Origin of the sequence: Mesorhizobium sp. M0894 (assembly GCF_040319725.1) — a bacterium.
GTDB lineage: Bacteria > Pseudomonadota > Alphaproteobacteria > Rhizobiales > Rhizobiaceae > Mesorhizobium.
This window is the reverse complement of sequence record NZ_JAMYOG010000005.1, coordinates 214,943-231,395: the sequence shown is the minus strand read 5'-3', so window position 1 is coordinate 231,395 and position 16,453 is coordinate 214,943. Positions and strand designations below refer to the sequence as shown.

The following is a 16,453-nucleotide window of genomic DNA, read 5'->3' as shown; positions in this document are numbered from 1 at the left end:
CCTCAGTCGTGGAACATTTTTACGGATGACGGGCTGTAGCTGCTGCCCGTCATGAAACGGCTGAACTGCTCCCGCGCCTGCTCCTGCGCTGCCGCCCTCCTTGCCTGCTCAAGCGCCTCGGCTCTTCCTTGTGCCGCCAGCATCGCGGTAAGATCGGCAACTTGCTTGGCCTGCACGGCAAGAAGCTGGTTGCCGGCCTGCGTCGCCTGCAGCACGCCGACAGCCGACTGGCTGGCGCTGACCAGCGCGCTCGTCTGCTCTTGTGTCCCTGCGATGTTGTCGACTGCGACGGCGCCGGTTTTCAGCGAATGCTCGAAGGCAGACACCGAGGTCTGCCAGCGTTGATGCGCACCCTCAACAAGCTGCTGGCTGGAGAGATCCGAACCGAAATTCTTGTAAGTGGAGGCAAACTGGCTCTCGATGTCCTGGACGCTATAGGCCAGCTTCTCGGCCTCGCCGAGCAGGGCCTTCATCTCGGAAAAATTGCCCTCGATCTGGCCAAGCAGCGAGGTCGGCAGCGAAGTGAGATTCTTCGCCTGGTTGATCAGCATCTGCGCTTCGTTTTGCAGCGAGGTGATCTGGTTGTGGATCTGCTCCAGGGCGCGCGATGCCGAAAGCAGGTTTTCGGCATAGTTCCTGGGATCGAACACGATCAGCGCCGATGCTGGTGCCGATGAAAGCGCCGTGGCGACCGCGATGGCGCCGGCTGCCGCCATGCGACGGATAAGGCTGCCTGCAAGAACGGAATTCATGACGAAATCTCCTCTGTGGACTGGTCGATCACATTGGTGAGATTTGGGATGAGGTCGGCCGCCCAGGAGAGACCGCGCTCCGCTAGCCAAGCCTCGAGAAAATGGTCTCGGCCGGCCTCGGCGATAATCCGTTCGATCGCGGCCTGGTCCGATTTGGACGACGTGGCGCAGAGCGCCAGCGCGATCGGACCGAGCCCCAGTTCGAACAGGCGGTTGCCGCGGCGGCTTTGACAGTAATAGTCGCGCTTCGGTATCGCCCGGGCGATGATCTCGATCTGGCGATCGTTGAGACCAAAGCGTCGGTAGATCTCGGTGATCTGTGGCTCGATGGCGCGCTCGTTTGGCAAGAACAACCGCGTCGGGCAGCTTTCGACTATTGCCGGCGCGATTGGCGATCCGTCGATGTCGGAAAGCGACTGCGTGGCGAAGACCACGCTGGCGTTCTTCTTTCTCAGCGTCTTCAGCCATTCGCGCAGCTGGTCGGCGAAACCGCCATCGTCGAGCGCCAGCCAGCCCTCGTCGATGAGCAGCAGTGTTGGCCGGCCGTCCATCCTCTGCTCGATGCGGTGGAACAGATAGGCAAGCACCGCGGGAGCAGCACCTGTGCCGATCAGGCCCTCGGTTTCGAACGCCTGGACGGAGGCTTCGCCGAGACGCTCATGCTCGGCATCAAGCAGATGGCCATAAGCACCGCCGATACAATAGGGACCAAGCGCCTGTTTCAGTAGCGAGGACTGCAGCAGCACGGACAGGCCAGTCAGCGTCCTCTCCTGGACTGGCGCAGAAGCGAGCGACGTCAGCGCCGACCACAGATGTTCCTTGACCTGCGGCGTGATGGCCACGCCTTCGCGCAGTAGAATGTCGAAAAGCCAGTCGGCCGCCCAGGCCCGCTCTGGCGTATGATGGATGCGGGCAAGCGGCTGCAGCGACACGGTGTGAACGTCGTCCGACAGATCGGCCAAGGTGAGCAAGGACAACGGATCGTCAGACCCCTGCCCGCCTGGGGCATTGCTTCCGAGACTGTGCCAATCGCCATTCATGGCGAGCATGGCCGCGCAGATTGAGCCGCCGAAATCGAAGCCAAAGACCTGGCTGTTTTGGTACCGCCGGAACTGAAGCGCGATCATCGCCAACAGGACCGACTTGCCGGCGCCGGTCGGGCCGATGACGAGAGTGTGGCCGACATCTCCAACATGCAGGCTGAACCGGAACGGCGTGGCGTCTTCCGTTCTGGCGAAGAACAGCGGCGGAGCGCCAAAGTGCTCATCCTCGATCGGCCCTGCCCAGACCGCGGAGAGCGGAATCATGTGCGCGAGGTTGAGCGTGGAAAGCGGCGGCTGGCGAATATTGGCATAGACATGGCCAGGGATACTGCCCAGCCAAGCCTCGACAGCGTTGACGCTTTCGGCGATGCAGGTGAAGTCCCTGCCCTGAATGATCTTTTCGACCCGACGCAGCTTTTCGTCGGAAATCGAGGGATCGGCATCCCAGACAGTCACGGTGGCGGTGACATAGGCTTCGCCGATCTGGTCAGAGCCCAGATCCTGGAGCGCTGCGTCCGCATCGGCCGCCTTGTTGGCGGCATCCGTGTCGACGAGAACGGACGCCTCGTTGGTCATCACCTCCTTGAGGATCGCGGCGACAGATTTCCGTTTCGCGAACCACTGACGGCGTATCTTCGTCACCAGCTTGGTCGCGTCGGTCTTGTCGAGCATGATCGCCCGCGTCGACCAGCGGTAGGGGAAGGCAAGGCGATTAAGGTCGTCGAGAATCCCCGGGAAGGTCATCGTCGGAAACCCGGTGATGGTGAGTGTGCGCAGATGCGCCTCGCCAAGCCTCGGCTCTAACCCGCCGGCCAGCGGCTGATCGACAAGCAGGCCATCGAGATGCATCGGCGTTTCTGGTACGCGAACGCCATGCCGCTTGGTCGAAATGGTTGAGTGCAGGTAACTCAGCGTCTCCCCATCGTCGAGCCAGTCAGATTCCGGAACGAAGCCTTCGATGAGGTTGAGCACGCGGTCGGTGCGATCGACAAAACTCTTCAGGAGCTCCCACGGATCGACACCGGTCTTTTCCCGGCCTTCGTAGAGCCAGCTCTCCATTCGCGACGCCTCCTCGGCCGGAGGCAGCCACACGAAGGTGAGAAAGTAGCTGCTTTCAAACAGCACACCGGAGTCTTCGAACTGTTCGCGACGCTCGATGTCGAGAAGTGCGGATGCACAATCCGGGAACCGGCTGTCGGGGTAGCCGCTGGCGGGATTGCGCTGCGCTTCGACAAAAATTGCCCAGCTGGAGCCGAGACGGCGCAGCGCGCCGTTGAGCCGCGCGGTTTTGCCGACCAGCTCGGCCGGCGTGGCGGAGTCCAGATCCGGCCCGCGAAAACGCGCCGTTCTTTGAAAACTGCCGTCCTTGTTGAGCACCACGCCCGGCGCCACCAGGGCGGCCCAAGGCAGATAATCGACGAGGCTGGCACTCTTCTTTCGGTATTCCGCGAGGTTCATCATGGCGAAAACCTCAACATCCGAAATGCGTGGGATAGCGAAGGTGCCGGCGAACCACATCGATGAATTGCGCATCGCGCTTTGCCGCCCAGACGGCCACAACATGCCCGACCGCCCAGATGATGAGCCCCGCGATCCACAAACGAAGTCCCAATCCGACCGCGCCGGCCAGCGTGCCGTTGGCAATCGCGACTGCACGCGGCGCGCCGCCGAGCAGGATCGGTTCGGTGAGTGCGCGATGAACCGGCGCGAAAAACCCACGGATCTCCTCATCCATCAGATCAGCGCTCCGCCGCCGAAGGAGAAAAAGGACAGGAAGAACGAACTTGCCGCGAAAGCGATCGACAGCCCGAAGACGATCTGGATCAGCCGGCGAAATCCGCCTGAGGTGTCGCCGAAGGCGAGCGAAAGGCCGGTGATGATGATGATGATCACCGCCACGATCTTGGCGACTGGTCCCTCGATCGATTCGAGGATTTGCTGAAGCGGCTCCTCCCAGGGCATGGAAGAACCGGCAGCATGGGCGGGTGCAATCATCATGATCGCAGCGGTCGCCGCATACGACAGCTCCACGACAGGCTTGCGGAAAGCCGATGAATTGAAGCGGATCTGGGTCATTCTGAAGCTCCATAGGGCGAGTGGTGATTCAAGGTCGTTGTGGTCTCGAGATTTGCTTCCAGGGTGCGATAGTCGCCGGTGGCCGGATCGAGCCCGTCGACCAAGGCGATCTCGACGAGCCGGCGCGCTGAGCCGCGGCCAGCGAGAACCGCGATGAGATCTATGGTTTCGCCAATCAGTGCGCGCGGAACCGTAACGACGGCCTCCTGCACGAGCTGCTCCAGTCGGCGCAGTGCGCCAATGGCAGAATTGGCGTGAATGGTGCCGATGCCGCCGGGATGGCCGGTGCCCCAGGCCTTCAACAGATCGAGCGCTTCCGCGCCGCGTACCTCGCCGATCGGAATGCGATCGGGCCGAAGTCGCAACGACGACTTCACCAGATCGGAAAGCGAGGCGACACCATCCTTGGTGCGCAGCGCCACAAGATTGGGCGCAGCACACTGCAACTCGCGCGTATCCTCGATCAGCACGACGCGGTCGGCGGATTTGGCCAGCTCCGCCAAAAGCGCGTTGACCAGCGTGGTCTTGCCCGTCGATGTGCCGCCGGCCACCAGCACGTTCTTCCGTGTCTCCACGGCAAGCTGCAGGACGTCAGCCTGGCCTTCGGTCATGATGCCGGCGGCGACATAGTCTTGAAGCGTGAACACCGCGACTGCCGGCTTGCGGATGGCGAATGTTGGTGCCGCGACAACAGGCGGCAACAGACCCTCGAACCGGTCGCCGGTTCCAGGCAGTTCAGCCGAAACGCGCGGCGAGCCCGAATGCACCTCCGCACCGACATGGTGCGCCACCAGCCTGACGATCCGTTCGCCGTCGGCCGCGATCAGGATTTCATTGCTTGCAACGAGTCCTTCGCTGAGACGATCAACCCACAGGCGACCGTCGGGATTCAGCATCACCTCGACAATGGCTGGATCGTCAAGGAAGGCTGCTATGGCCGGGCCGAGAGCGGTGCGGAGCATGCGCGCGCCGCGCGACACCACTCTCTTGCTGGCATGATGGTTGGTCGCCATGCGGGGTCCCCGTTTCTCGCCACGAACTGTTTCGTGCCGCGGTCGGGGATCATTAGAAAAGGCAGGAGCGTCGGCCTTGCAACAAGCAAAGCCGGCGATCGTGCGATGACGTGCAGAGACTTGCGAAATGCGGTGCCGCGACCGCGATAGCTCAGCAACCCGGTGCCCGACTGGCCATCGCCGCTCAAAAAGAACAGGCGGCTATATCTACGAGAAGGCATATCTGCTGCTGGCATCGACCAACAAGGATCGCTTTCGCCGATCGAGACCCACCGACCAGTGTCATCGACCGCCCGACACTTCAAGGGGTGATGTCTTCCATCAGCAGCGCCACCATCTCGTCGGCGTCCCTGCCGCGAAGTTCGGCGCCGCCGCGAGCAGCCGGTTGGCGCGACGAGCCACGTCCACACAGAGGTCGGCCCCCGGCGCGGCGCGGCTGTAGGCGAGGCTAGCAGGTATGTTGAAGAGCCTAGAGAACTATGGTAGAAATTGTCAGAAAGGTAGATTTTTGGAGTTTCTCGTGTCCCTGAACATCAAAAATCCGGCCACCGTTGCTCTCGCCGATGAACTCGCACGCCGCCAGGGTATCACTAAGACAGCAGCCATTCACCAGGCCCTTAGCGAGCGCTTGCATCGCTTGGGCTTTGGAGAGACCGCTCAGGAGCGTCTGGTGGCAGAATTGCGCGCCATCCGAGAAAGAGTGGCACGATTGCCTGAACTGGATAATCGCAGCGACGAGGAGATCATCGGGTATGACGAGCATGGAATTCCTAACTGATGGTGATCGATACCTCAGCTGTTGTAGCGATCCTTCGGAGCGAGCCTGAGGCAGCAAGGCTGGAACGAGCGCTGGTCTCCGACCCAATCCGTCTGGTCCCGGCAACCTGCGTGCTCGAGGCACGCATGGTGCTGGTCAGCAGGCGCGGCGAACACGCGTTGGCCGAGATCGATCTTTGGCTGCGCAAAATCGAGGCCGACATCATTCCTGTCGACTCCGAATTGGTTGATCTGGCGACCCAGGGTTGGCTGACCTACGGCAAGGGCCACCACCCGGCGGCACTGAATTTTGCCGATTGCCTCTCCTATGCTTTGGCAAAGCGTGCAGACGAACCGCTGCTTTTCATCGGCAAAGACTTCTCCCAAACGGATATCGAACCGGCATGAGCACGAGACTCTAAGATCATCGGCTGTCTCCAGCTTGAACCCTGTAATAGCGCCCAATCAGTTTCGATTCTGTCGGCTGGGCCTGCATCAAGGGGCGTCATGCCAATTGGTCCCAAAGCAGAGCAAGCTGGCGTCTTTCGTCCCTTCGATCTGGCGCTGCTGGGCCGCGTCTTCGATCGGTTGGAAGTTGAGGGCCAATCCAGCCGGCCAACATGTAGCTCAGACATTCACGGCCGCGACGCTGGTCGCGCGAATAAATGATGGGCTTCGTCGAAAACGGCCCTTGGTAGGACCCGAAGCTCGCTTGCTTTGTAGGGGAGATGCTCGAGATATTGCGTCGTCAGCCAGGCAACCACTTGCGCTTGGGCCAGGTCGCGACGGCGCTTGATTGGCTCGCGATCAGCTCGTTTTGAGACCCAGAATTTGTGAGCGGCAAAAATACGCGGATCGGGAACCACGAGCCGCAACGGTCCGCCTTTTTCATCGATGGCGATTGCTTCGAAAGCAGGGGCATTTTCCAACCATGCCAGGCCGGCGATCTCGGCGGGCACCAATTCGTCGTCGGCCTTCCCGACAGTTTCCCGGCTCGGCTTCCACGCCGGGTTTGCAAGCGGTTTGATCAGATCCACGAGGTATCCGTCGCGGTTCACCGCGCGGAACGTGGCGGATGAACGCTCGAAAGACCGATCGACCTTGCGCAAAAGGTTGATGAGCGCTCCATGTTCGACGTTGGCGCCAGACATGATCCGGAGGGACTGGCGCGAGTCCATGAGGAGATCGATATCTTGGGTCGATGTGATTCCGGGATCCACGAACACTCCGGCCGCCGCCTCATAGGCGTAGATCGCATTCGTGCCGGCAATACGAATGCCTTCCCCGAGAAGACCGGCGTTATCTATTGCCCTGATAATTCTTGCGGCGATCAGGGGAACACGTCCAAGTCGGAGCGCGCGATTGACAGCAGATTGGCGCTCCATCTGCTCCTGTCGCGCAGAGAGCGTTTCTTGGGCGGACGCGCGAGCTGTTTCCCAATCCGCCTTGACAGCTTCGCTCGCCGGCGAGCGCCGACCCTCTGCCTTTTGGTGTCGTACGCCAGCGGCGTCGTAGTAGCTTCGCATCAAGTGGTCAATGCCGTTCACGGTGTGCCAGACGAGGGATCCCCGAAAGCTCTTCGCCTTCCTTTGGGCCTCCTTGAGCGCAATGAAGCGTTGGTCGGAATTGACTTTTTCCCGACGCTGATCGTTATTTAATTCAACAAAATCAGCCAATTCAACAGTTACCCTGCATTTAGCTCCGAGCTGTTGCAATACACAATAGGCGGCGGAGCGGCCAGTTGCAACAGCTCTCACGTGATTCCATTGCGACTGTTGAAGTAGCTGTATTAATTAAAAAATATGACGACAGAGCAGCTTTTCTACGGCAACGCAGTCGAAGCAAAAGCGCCGCTCGGACACGGCCTTCGCTGGTTCCATTCGATCCGCAGACCGGGCCGGTGCAAACGGTGTGAGAAAGGCTACCAAAGTGGCGGAACAAATCATGATCATTTCTCATTGTGGTGATCATCAAGGGAGATTGATCATGGCCGACCGGCACAACCCAAAAATCGAGACATCGGCAAATGTCGAAAAGGACCCGGAAGATTGGGTCAGCGGAGATGACCCAATGACTCCCGCACAAGCCTCCTATTTGAAAACTCTGGCCGAACAGGCCGACGACCCTGACGCCTATGCTGGCGGCCTCAGCAAGGCGGAAGCTTCTAAACGCATTGATGTACTCCGGGAGAAGTTGGGCCTGTAGCGTCCGCTCGTGGGCTTTCGTATCCAGCGAAGGACAGCTCGAGCGGGTCGAATTTGGACAGTTTTGCTGCAGGTTGTGACCCGTGCTATTTAATTTTTCTGATTCAGCGCATTGCCGCTCGACTCGCGATCGAGACGACAGACGGCGGATGGGAGCGGCTTTTAGGGTGCAGCAGCCCGGCATCCGCCCTAAGCTCACCAAGACCTCGCGCCCGCTGGTCCAATCCTGCTGTCGAAACAGATCAGGACGTCCCGATGATGGCGATGGTCTGCAGAGACACAAAAAGGACAAGGGCGATTGCAGCGCCCCAGAAGAGAACTTTTTCGGTGCCGCGTTGCTCTTCCTCGCGAGATATGTCTTTCGCCATTGCATGCATCCTTTGCGAAGGTCAACGACTTAGCAACGTGCCGCGCGAAGACTGAGTTCCTGCAACTATCTTGCCCCTTCGGCACTGAGAGAAAGCTCTCGGAATCAAGCCTCGTGTTGTCCAACCGTCGGTTGGTGGACGCATTGCAGCTGATGCATCTAAAGTCCCTGTGATCCACGCGCACAGGGCATGCCGACCCCGAGCCCCCGCCCGGTGCAACAGCGCTTGATCGCCCCCGCCGCACCAACCTGTGCGGCGGGCTTTTTTACTCACGCGATGGAACACCGGCGCGCAGGGAAAGTTCTGCCCACGCAGCAACTCTTTCCCTCATATTTTTGCTGCCAGATCGGATATCACCGATCGGCCCGCGTCGTTCTTATCCTCCGGCGACGCGGGCTCGCCGTCCTCGCTATCGGTTGAGTAGCCACAGAACAAACGAAAGCACGATGCTGATCAGAATCCCGGTGCCGATCGGAACATAAAACGTGAAGTTCTCACGTTGGATCACGATGTCACCGGGCAATCTGCCCAGACCGATCCGAGACACCCAAGGCCACAATAGGCCTATGGCAACTATGATCAAACCAACGACGATCAGAGTTCTGGACATGGCGGCATCCGACCGGGACTATGGTGGCTGCCCTTGGCTGGGCTCATTCTCATTGCTGTTTTGCTGTCGTTGCGCCTCAATTTCTCTTGGTTCTTCCTGTCTATCTTCGCTGTCTCGTAGTCAGCATCGCCGACTGCGCGAAGCAATTCGTTCTGGTCAGGGCCTACGGTGTCCCAAATGCTCAGAGTCGTCGATGCCTTATCACCAATCCGTCCGAATGCCGTTCTCCTCGTTGATCGCCGCCGAGGATACCTGGTATCGTTGCGGGCACCCAAAGGAACTTCTCGTCCGGCGTCTTTAATTCATGGAGGCAAACAATTCGTATGCAGTCATTGGGCAGTTGACGACGCCCTTTACGTTGAAGGTTGCGACGGTGGTCATTCTCACCTCAAGCCGATCCGCTCCATCGCACCCGCGGATTGCCGTGACAATGCCCCCTTTCCCCGCCCGGCCTGAAGTGCTTAGCTGTCGTCCTTATAAGACTTGGCGGCTTCATCGATCTTACGCCAATCGTTTCCGTGGCGCCGCACAAGCTCTCGCGCTTGGGCTGGCGACACACTTTGCGTTTCGACGATGTGGTTCACTTCCGTCTCCTCGCCTTTCAGGGGACGCGAACGAGGGCTAGTTGGCCGTCTGGCCGTTGGGTTTTCTGCATCTCGTCTGGGCATGAGTGGACCTCTCCTGGAGCAGAATAACGATCCGGCGCGGCGAAGGTTTCGCCACGCCGGGCGCGTTGAGCAGTTTCACCGATCGCCTCATTGGCTTCCCCTTGCGGCTCTGACCGTACGTTCTGGTGTTCTTGGACCCAAATGAGCTGCACCGCGTTGTTTGAGAGCAGTGCTGTGCTTTGCAATCTGATGAAAAAATCCGACGCCCCTGGTGCACCGCAGCCAGCTCCTGGTGCCGAAGCGCGCTTTCCGTACGATCGCGCGGCGGTTGAGCGGTTTCGACAGGCATTCCCGCGCGCCAGGTGGAGTGACGAGCGCAGAAGCTGGTTCGTGCCGGGAAAGACTGCCGCGCGGCGCGTCCAGCGCTGGATGGCGCAAGAGGCGGATCTACGAGTAGCATATGATGACAGCAAGGGACGGGATGCCTTCGCCTTCGATCCCCTGTCGAGCCGGTATCTGGAAATCGTGGACGACCTGCGCATCCGCACGCCATATTCGCGGACGGTCCTCGAGGAACTGCGAGCCGTTCCATGGGCGAGCTGGGACGACGAACTGCGGGCCTGGAGGGTGCCTTTCCGCTCATACGAGGAGTTGAGGCGCCATTGGCCAAGCATCGAAAGGGCCGCAGGCCGCGCAGAACCGGACGAGAGGAAACGGCGACGGGAAGCGTCCAAAGACTCCGAGGAAGATAAAGCCGCTAGATTGCGGTATGCCGAACGCAGGCGACGTCGCTATCCATTGCCTGCTGACGATTTACCCCGGCTTGGCCTTACCGTGGCGACGGAGCAATACGGCATCGTCGTCTTCACCGACATTTCGGGTGAACTCGTAGACGCCTCGGAATTAGCAGCGTTCTATCCGCATTTGATCGAGGCGGACGTCGACCATGTCTGGGGCAGATGGCGTCCGGCGACGTTGGCTGAATTGATTAGAACATGGCCCGCTCGGCGTGCTGCCGAGTTAGCGGAACGGCAACGAGGCTGGTGGCAGCCAACGCTGCCCGAGCTCAGGATCGCTCGCCAAAAAGCTCGAAGCCTGGCGCGAAGAAGGGCAAAGCTTGTGTCATCGTTCTAGCCTTTCAGGCCCGGCGCTTCCAGCGTCTGTCCGGTTGCCATTGTGATTGAAATGTCCCCCGATCGGAGCCTCCCATGTGCAACGATAGCGAACAACATATGGCCTGGCTGAATATTACCGGATGATAGCGCCGCTGGCCTTGAATATCCCGAGCCTGAAAACGAATTTGACTTGCGCTTAGGCGCACGACACCCGCATTGACTATTCGGCTCCAATAACCAGCGTGGCAGGTAAAGCCGTCAAGCGGCTTCTATGACGTTTGGAAGCCGGACCTAACGGTGGGCCTGTGTTCAACTTCCGCTCCGAGGGAGCCGTCACTTTGGGAACAGCACGCGATACCTGTTTCCGGCGTCGGCGTTCCTCCGCTCCACGCACCCTTTATGGCCATCGCCGGACCGAGAGGAAGTCCGTCGCTCCGCTAACACGTGGTTGGGCAAGCGCGCCAAGGTCATCGCTGAAATGTTAAACCATTTCTGCAGAATTTGACGCACACAAAGGCCGATCCGAGGCCAACTGGGAGTGCATACCCCAGCTTGGAATTGTGCGGAACCGTACGAAGCCGATTGCAAGCAACCAACCTGGTTGGCCGGGCATTAATTTAGCAAAGGGTGAATTAGGAAAGCATCGGGAGGAACACCATGCTGCACGTTAACATGCCTGGTGAATTTGAGGTCGGCGATGAGGTTGCGCTAGCAGGTATCGTCATCGCGATTCTCCCCAGCGGGCGCGCCAGGGTGAGCATTCCTTCGTATGACCATCCTTATACGATTGATCCGCCACCGAAAGTCCGGGCCGGCGACCGAGTGGTTCTTGTTGGGGACGTCACCCGCATCGATTGCGGAGGGAACAAACTCACTGTGCGCATTGACTGCGGCGGGGTGATTACTGTCGATAAGTCGGCGATCACTAGGCTGAGAAAGCCCCGCCGGGCTCCAACGGGTTAACGCTCCGGCGAGACAACAGCCGGTGTCGGCGCGGGGAAGATGCAAGCGCCTTTGAACAGCCCAAGGGTGCCGCGCTGTCCAGTCGGATATGGAGCGGAGAACGGATAAATGGGAGCTCGACGCTAGGGCAGGCGCCCAGCGTAGCGCGTTCCTGGCGCTTTCGGATTACCGGTGAAGCAAGTCAGATCTTCGCATTCGCGATCGTCGCTCTCGGCAACAGGCGGCGCGCCCGTCCAGGACGCGTGGCACGTGTGCGCTGTGGAAGGAGACGACCAGCACATCCCGTGTGAAGGCAACGCGGCATCCCGCTCGACGGGAACTTTTCTCTGCAGCGAGCGCTTGGTCGCCGGTCAGACGCGATGGGCGCCGGCTCGTATCCATTATGGAGATCACATGTTCGTCCCGCCACCGATGCCCGCAAAAAGTCTGCTTCGGTGCGTCGCGACGGAACTGGACGACATGGTTGCGGTGGAGTAAGCGCCCTCCCCTGGGTTAACAACCGGTCGGTGACAGCCACGGCCACATCGACAACAACCGCAACGGCAATCAAGTCGTCGCTGAAAGCCTGCAAGGTGTCTGTCACGACACAGCGTGCCGGCAAAGCTACGCCCTCGCGACAGGGATTCGTTGTAAGCTGACCCGACGGCAACGCCGGCGACTACGAGTCGAGGTCGTAGGGCTGATGGCCCAGCTCGTTGTGATGAAGCGCCTCTGCCATACACCTGATGTCGAATGCCTGGCCGCACGCCGGGCAGACGACGAAATACTCCTCCTCCCGAAGTGGCAATGCGTCGTGGTCTTGGGGGATGACGATGTCATTGTATTCGTCGGGCATTGGGTCCTCCGGAAACCCGCCCGCTATGCTGGAACGCCTGCCAGCAGGATTTGTTTCAAAGTTATTGCGCCAAGGAAAGACCTGATGTCCGGTTCGGCAGCGATACCGTGCCACCGGGCAGTTTCAAAGTGATTATCAATCTTTGGTACGGCGCGGGCAAGAACCTGTTCCTCGGGGCGGCGAGGCTCGAATTCAACCAAGCATGCGCGGTCGAAAGAACTCCAATCCGGCAAGGCACACTGCTAGCCGAGATCGACTGTGGAGACGAATGCCGAGGTCCGCCGCTCCGATGAAAGGTGATCTGATGGGTATCAGCTGCGCAAAATAGCTCCGCAATCGGGCACCGGGGTTGGGCTTTTGAAGCGCCTGTCTTGCCGGCAGCTCATCCAGTTGCCGGCGGCGCTGGCGGAACATCGTCGGCTATCTCCTGCCTGAGCCTTGGTCCTTTGCTGAGCCGGCGACCGAGCGCATCGACGAAATTGTCGTAGCGCTGCAAGCCCTTGGCACGCGCCTCCGCTTGCGCCGATTCCGGCAAGGCTGGAGTCGAGTTGAGCCAAAACCGGACGAACAATGCTAGCGTCTCAATAGCAATTCCGACGTCACGCTCGACCCGCTGCACGCGTCGATCGATCTGGTCGAGGCGGCGAGTGATCGCCGCTTGCTTTCGTTCTTCGGCGTCCGGCGACAGGAACGACGCGAGCGCAGCCTCGGCGACCAGTGACAGCGAGACCTCGCGCCGCCCAGCGTAATCTGCCAGTGCCCTCATTACGTCAGGGTCGAGATAGGCAGACAGACGTCTTTTCTTGGCGTTCTTCATGCGCTCAAAGCTCAATGCCATCATTGGGGTCAAGGGCGGCCTGACGAGCTGCGCGTCTCATGGCTTGATCGACACTGCGGCGACGAACGGCGTCATCATCGGGCTCGTCCCTGTCGAGGTCGAACTCATCGTCGCAGCGTGGCGTTCGTTCCGGCGCGATGTCTTCGTGTTCGGGAAGCTCGGGCTGGCGGCGAATGCCGCCATTGGCCGGATCCTCGTCCTGCTGATCCCTGGCAAGCCTCAGCTTGCGAGATTTGCCTTCCGGCTCAGCAAGAAGTGTCGTGTCGGTCCAGTCCTCAGAGCGAGCGTTCTGCATTGTCCCTCCGGTCCTTGGCGGCGGCAAGACACGCTCGGCAAGACGCGGGTCGGCAAAGTAGCGTGCCTTCGTCGCACGGATTGGGAACTGGCCCGAGATCATAATGATCGCCTCGGTCGGGGGCAGCTGCATGATCTCGCCCGGCGTCATCAGTGCACGCGCCGTTTCCTGCCGCGAGACCATCAGATGCCCGAGCCAGGGCGACAATCTGTGCCCCGCATAGTTTTTCATGGCGCGCAACTCGGTCGCGGTCCCCAGAGAGTCTGAGACGCGCTTGGCCGTCCTCTCGTCATTCGTGGCGAAGCTCACCCGCACATGACAATTGTCGAGGATGGAATTGTTCGGTCCGTAGGCCTTCTCGATCTGATTGAGCGATTGTGCAATCAGGAACGACTTGATGCCATACCCGGCCATGAAGGCCAGCGCGCTTTCGAAGAAATCGAGCCTGCCGAGCGCGGGAAACTCGTCCAGCAGCATCAAAAGACGCTGCCGGTGATCCTTCGCGTGAAGATTTTCGGCGAGCCTGCGGCCGATCTGGTTAAGCACGAGTCGCATCAGCGGCTTTGTGCGACTGATGTCCGATGGCGGCACGACCAGATAGAGCGTCGTCGGCCGTGCCTCCTCGACAAGGTCTGCGATCCGCCAGTCACAGTATGACGTCACCTTGGCCACAACTGGATCGCGGTAGAGGCCCAGAAAACTCATGGCCGTCGAGAGCACGCCGGAACGCTCGTTCTCGGACTTGTTAAGCAGTTCCCGAGCAGCCGACGCCACGACGGGATGCGGGCCTGCATCACCCAAATGCCGCGTCAGCATCATGGCGCGCAGCGTTGCCTCGATTGGCCGCTCTGGATCAGAAAGGAAGTTCGCCACGCCTGCGAGGGTCTTGTCTTTCTCCGCATAGAGCACGTGCAGTATTGCGCCGACCAGCAACGCATGGCTGGTCTTCTCCCAGTGGTTGCGGCGTTCCAATGTGCCTTCTGGGTCGACCAGGACATCCGCCACGTTCTGCACATCTCGAACTTCCCACTCGCCCCGTCGCACCTCCAGCAGAGGATTGTAGGCTGCGGATCCAGCATTGGTCGGGTCGAACAGAAGCACCTGGCCGAAACGGGCCCGCCATCCGGCCGTCAGTTCCCAGTTTTCGCCTTTGATGTCGTGGACGATTGCCGAACCCGGCCAGGTCAGTAGTGACGGCACGACCAGGCCGACGCCTTTGCCGCTTCGGGTCGGTGCGAAACATAGCACGTGTTCCGGACCGTCGTGGCGTAGATAGTGTCGGCCCAACATACCCAGGATCACCCCATCCTGACCGATCATCCCAGCGGCCTTGATTTCGTCTCGCGTCGCCCAGCGCGCCGAGCCGTAAGTCGTGGTATCCTTTCCCTCGCGCGCCCGCCACAGCGACGTCCCGATCGCTGCGACGATAGCCATGAGGCTTCCGCTCGCCGCAATCGCCGCGCCCTCCAGGAAGACGTTCGGCGCGTAGGCGTCGTAGAAAAACCACCACCAGAAAAAGGCTGGCGGCGGATAAACGGGGTGTCCAGCCAATTCGAACCACGGCGGACCGAGTTGGCTTTGAAAGTCGAGCCGCCCTGCCGTCCACTGTGTTGCTCCCCATGTTGTCGCGACGACGATCAGAAAGGCGGTGAGTATCTGGCCCCATAAAACCTTGCTTGCCGGCATCGGTCGTTTCCCAAATGGATGATCGGAACAACCGAAAAGCTCGAATTCCTAAATCCGCAAGAAAAAAGGGGCGGTCGAAGCAGCATGGCGTACCCGCACGTGGAAAGACTTGCCCGATGCGATCTCGAATGTTGAACGAGCATAGGGGGGCTGCTTTCTTCTGGAGCCGTTGAGCCGCTACTTGCCCAATGATAGTTAGTTGTCTCGGCTCAGATGGCATTTGACGAGATGGACGGGTTCTTGGAGAACCACGGATTGCGCATGACCAAATGAACAAGAGTCCTCAGCGGCGCGCCGAGCCGGAGAACACTCTAGTCCCGGCAAGTGGTGGTCAGCCGTTCTGCTGAGCTCGAATCTTACCGCCTCCCTGATCGGTAGCGCGATAGATCCAGAGCCGACTCGATGAGCAGACCCATCAAGTCTGTTCAATTTTGTTAATCAATTCATTCACATCAACTATTGCCATGGACTTTCGTTGGAACTGTTGCAAGCCGCGCCGGCCTCACGGATCGCGGAATCTATTGGGCCGCACCTAAGTTCCAGATGTCCCGATGCAGGCGCCATGTCCCGTCGCCCCCTTTTTTCCAAACGACAATGTACTTGCCCGCAACGGTGGAAGGGGCACCGCCTTTGCTCGGCACACTGAGCGTAAATGCGCCAACTTCGTAGGCGAGATTCCCGCTCCCTTCCACTTCCAGCGCCTTCAGGGTGAGATTCTTCATCCCGGCCTTGATTGCGCCCTGCCAGAATTCTTCCACGCCCTTGCGGTCATCGACGCGTTTGCCGTCGGGTGGCAGCAGAGCGGCATCGTCGGTATACATTTGACCTACCGCTGCTGCGTTTCCGCTGTTGAAGGCGTCCATGAATTTTACCAACGCCGCTTCGATGTCCTCACGAGCCGAGTGGGCGGCCGCAGACAATGCAGACGAAAGAAGCAGCACAGCAGCAAATGCAAATGACTGAACCAGTCTCATTTCGTCCTCCCTTGCGTACCCGACATGCCCACCCGATGAATAGCGCCGACCCGAGGGCGCCGCGGCGTTCGATGGCTAGGCGCGGATTATATTAGACTTATCTGATATGACGGCGCAAGCGCAGCTGCGACCCTCTGAACGACCAGCGTAGCAGCTGCCGGAGAGCTTCAAAGCGGCGGCTACCGCCTCACTGCCCTCCTCGTCTCGACGAAAGAGTTCGTTCGAATGATGCTTTTCCGTGGCTTTGCTCGCAAGTTTTCGTCAGCCAGCGCAGGGCCTCCTCTTACGCTCGCTGGTCGTCAAGGCCCAGCGGCCAC

General features: G+C 60.0%; 17 protein-coding genes. 5 read left to right on the top strand and 12 right to left on the bottom strand.

The genetic code is table 11. The features are described from left to right. Window positions 1-2: 2 nt before the first annotated feature. The 5 genes from trbJ to trbB all read right to left on the bottom strand — a co-directional run bounded on the left by trbJ (window position 3) and on the right by trbB (window position 4,884). On the bottom strand, window positions 3-716 hold the full coding sequence (gene trbJ / locus NKH91_RS12530) for a P-type conjugative transfer protein TrbJ (protein ID WP_352589264.1): 714 nt from the start codon (window positions 714-716) through the stop codon (window positions 3-5). A gap of 32 nt (window positions 717-748) precedes the next feature. Beyond that, window positions 749-3,256, bottom strand: coding sequence for a conjugal transfer protein TrbE (trbE, locus tag NKH91_RS12525; RefSeq protein WP_352884944.1), 2,508 nt, complete (start codon window positions 3,254-3,256; stop codon window positions 749-751). 10 nt (window positions 3,257-3,266) lie between these two features. Further along, window positions 3,267-3,530, bottom strand: coding sequence for a VirB3 family type IV secretion system protein (locus NKH91_RS12520; RefSeq protein WP_352589142.1), 264 nt, complete (start codon window positions 3,528-3,530; stop codon window positions 3,267-3,269). After that, on the bottom strand, window positions 3,530-3,793 hold the full coding sequence (locus NKH91_RS12515) for a TrbC/VirB2 family type IV secretion system protein (RefSeq protein ID WP_254818676.1): 264 nt from the start codon (window positions 3,791-3,793) through the stop codon (window positions 3,530-3,532). The genes NKH91_RS12520 and NKH91_RS12515 overlap by 1 nt, the downstream gene beginning before the upstream one ends. Before the next feature lie 74 nt (window positions 3,794-3,867). Continuing rightward, on the bottom strand, window positions 3,868-4,884 hold the full coding sequence (trbB, locus tag NKH91_RS12510; RefSeq protein WP_352589139.1) for a P-type conjugative transfer ATPase TrbB: 1,017 nt from the start codon (window positions 4,882-4,884) through the stop codon (window positions 3,868-3,870). 520 nt (window positions 4,885-5,404) lie between these two features. Between trbB and NKH91_RS12505 the strand changes: the two genes are divergently transcribed. Further along, window positions 5,405-5,662, top strand: a complete 258-nt coding sequence (locus NKH91_RS12505) for a type II toxin-antitoxin system VapB family antitoxin (protein ID WP_352814174.1) — start codon at window positions 5,405-5,407, stop codon at window positions 5,660-5,662. Further along, window positions 5,662-6,048 carry a type II toxin-antitoxin system VapC family toxin gene (locus NKH91_RS12500; protein ID WP_352589137.1) on the top strand — a complete coding sequence of 129 codons (387 nt, stop codon included), beginning with the start codon at window positions 5,662-5,664 and terminating at the stop codon, window positions 6,046-6,048. The genes NKH91_RS12505 and NKH91_RS12500 overlap by 1 nt, the downstream gene beginning before the upstream one ends. Before the next feature lie 227 nt (window positions 6,049-6,275). Here the strand turns inward: NKH91_RS12500 and NKH91_RS12495 are convergent, their stop codons facing one another. After that, window positions 6,276-7,316, bottom strand: a complete 1,041-nt coding sequence (locus NKH91_RS12495; protein ID WP_352589134.1) for a GSU2403 family nucleotidyltransferase fold protein — start codon at window positions 7,314-7,316, stop codon at window positions 6,276-6,278. A 268-nt stretch (window positions 7,317-7,584) separates the two neighbouring features. On the opposite strand from NKH91_RS12495, the gene NKH91_RS12490 reads away from it, so the two are divergent. Beyond that, a complete protein-coding gene (locus tag NKH91_RS12490; protein WP_352884942.1) occupies window positions 7,585-7,845 on the top strand; it encodes a DUF3072 domain-containing protein in 261 nt (86 codons plus the stop codon). Between the two features lie 241 nt (window positions 7,846-8,086). On the opposite strand, the gene NKH91_RS12485 is transcribed toward NKH91_RS12490, so the two are convergent. Next, window positions 8,087-8,212 carry a hypothetical protein gene (locus NKH91_RS12485; RefSeq protein WP_352589128.1) on the bottom strand — a complete coding sequence of 42 codons (126 nt, stop codon included), beginning with the start codon at window positions 8,210-8,212 and terminating at the stop codon, window positions 8,087-8,089. Between the two features lie 409 nt (window positions 8,213-8,621). Then, window positions 8,622-8,822, bottom strand: coding sequence for a DUF2905 domain-containing protein (locus NKH91_RS12480; RefSeq protein WP_352589125.1), 201 nt, complete (start codon window positions 8,820-8,822; stop codon window positions 8,622-8,624). Window positions 8,823-9,679: 857 nt separating this feature from the next. Here NKH91_RS12480 and NKH91_RS12475 point away from each other — a divergent pair. Next, a complete protein-coding gene (locus tag NKH91_RS12475; protein ID WP_352884966.1) occupies window positions 9,680-10,564 on the top strand; it encodes a hypothetical protein in 885 nt (294 codons plus the stop codon). 638 nt (window positions 10,565-11,202) lie between these two features. After that, window positions 11,203-11,508, top strand: a complete 306-nt coding sequence (locus NKH91_RS12470) for a hypothetical protein (RefSeq protein ID WP_352589122.1) — start codon at window positions 11,203-11,205, stop codon at window positions 11,506-11,508. 658 nt (window positions 11,509-12,166) lie between these two features. Here NKH91_RS12470 and NKH91_RS12465 read toward each other — a convergent pair. The 4 genes from NKH91_RS12465 to NKH91_RS12450 form a co-directional block, all read right to left on the bottom strand. After that, window positions 12,167-12,343: a hypothetical protein gene (locus NKH91_RS12465; RefSeq protein ID WP_352479403.1), complete on the bottom strand. Its 177-nt coding sequence runs from the start codon at window positions 12,341-12,343 to the stop codon at window positions 12,167-12,169. A gap of 382 nt (window positions 12,344-12,725) precedes the next feature. Then, window positions 12,726-13,160, bottom strand: a complete 435-nt coding sequence (locus NKH91_RS12460; protein WP_352494341.1) for a CopG family transcriptional regulator — start codon at window positions 13,158-13,160, stop codon at window positions 12,726-12,728. A 4-nt stretch (window positions 13,161-13,164) separates the two neighbouring features. Further along, window positions 13,165-15,162, bottom strand: coding sequence for a conjugal transfer protein TraG (locus NKH91_RS12455; RefSeq protein ID WP_352589119.1), 1,998 nt, complete (start codon window positions 15,160-15,162; stop codon window positions 13,165-13,167). Between the two features lie 518 nt (window positions 15,163-15,680). Next, a complete protein-coding gene (locus NKH91_RS12450) occupies window positions 15,681-16,136 on the bottom strand; it encodes a YybH family protein (protein WP_051409569.1) in 456 nt (151 codons plus the stop codon). Between the last annotated feature and the right edge of the window lie 317 nt (window positions 16,137-16,453).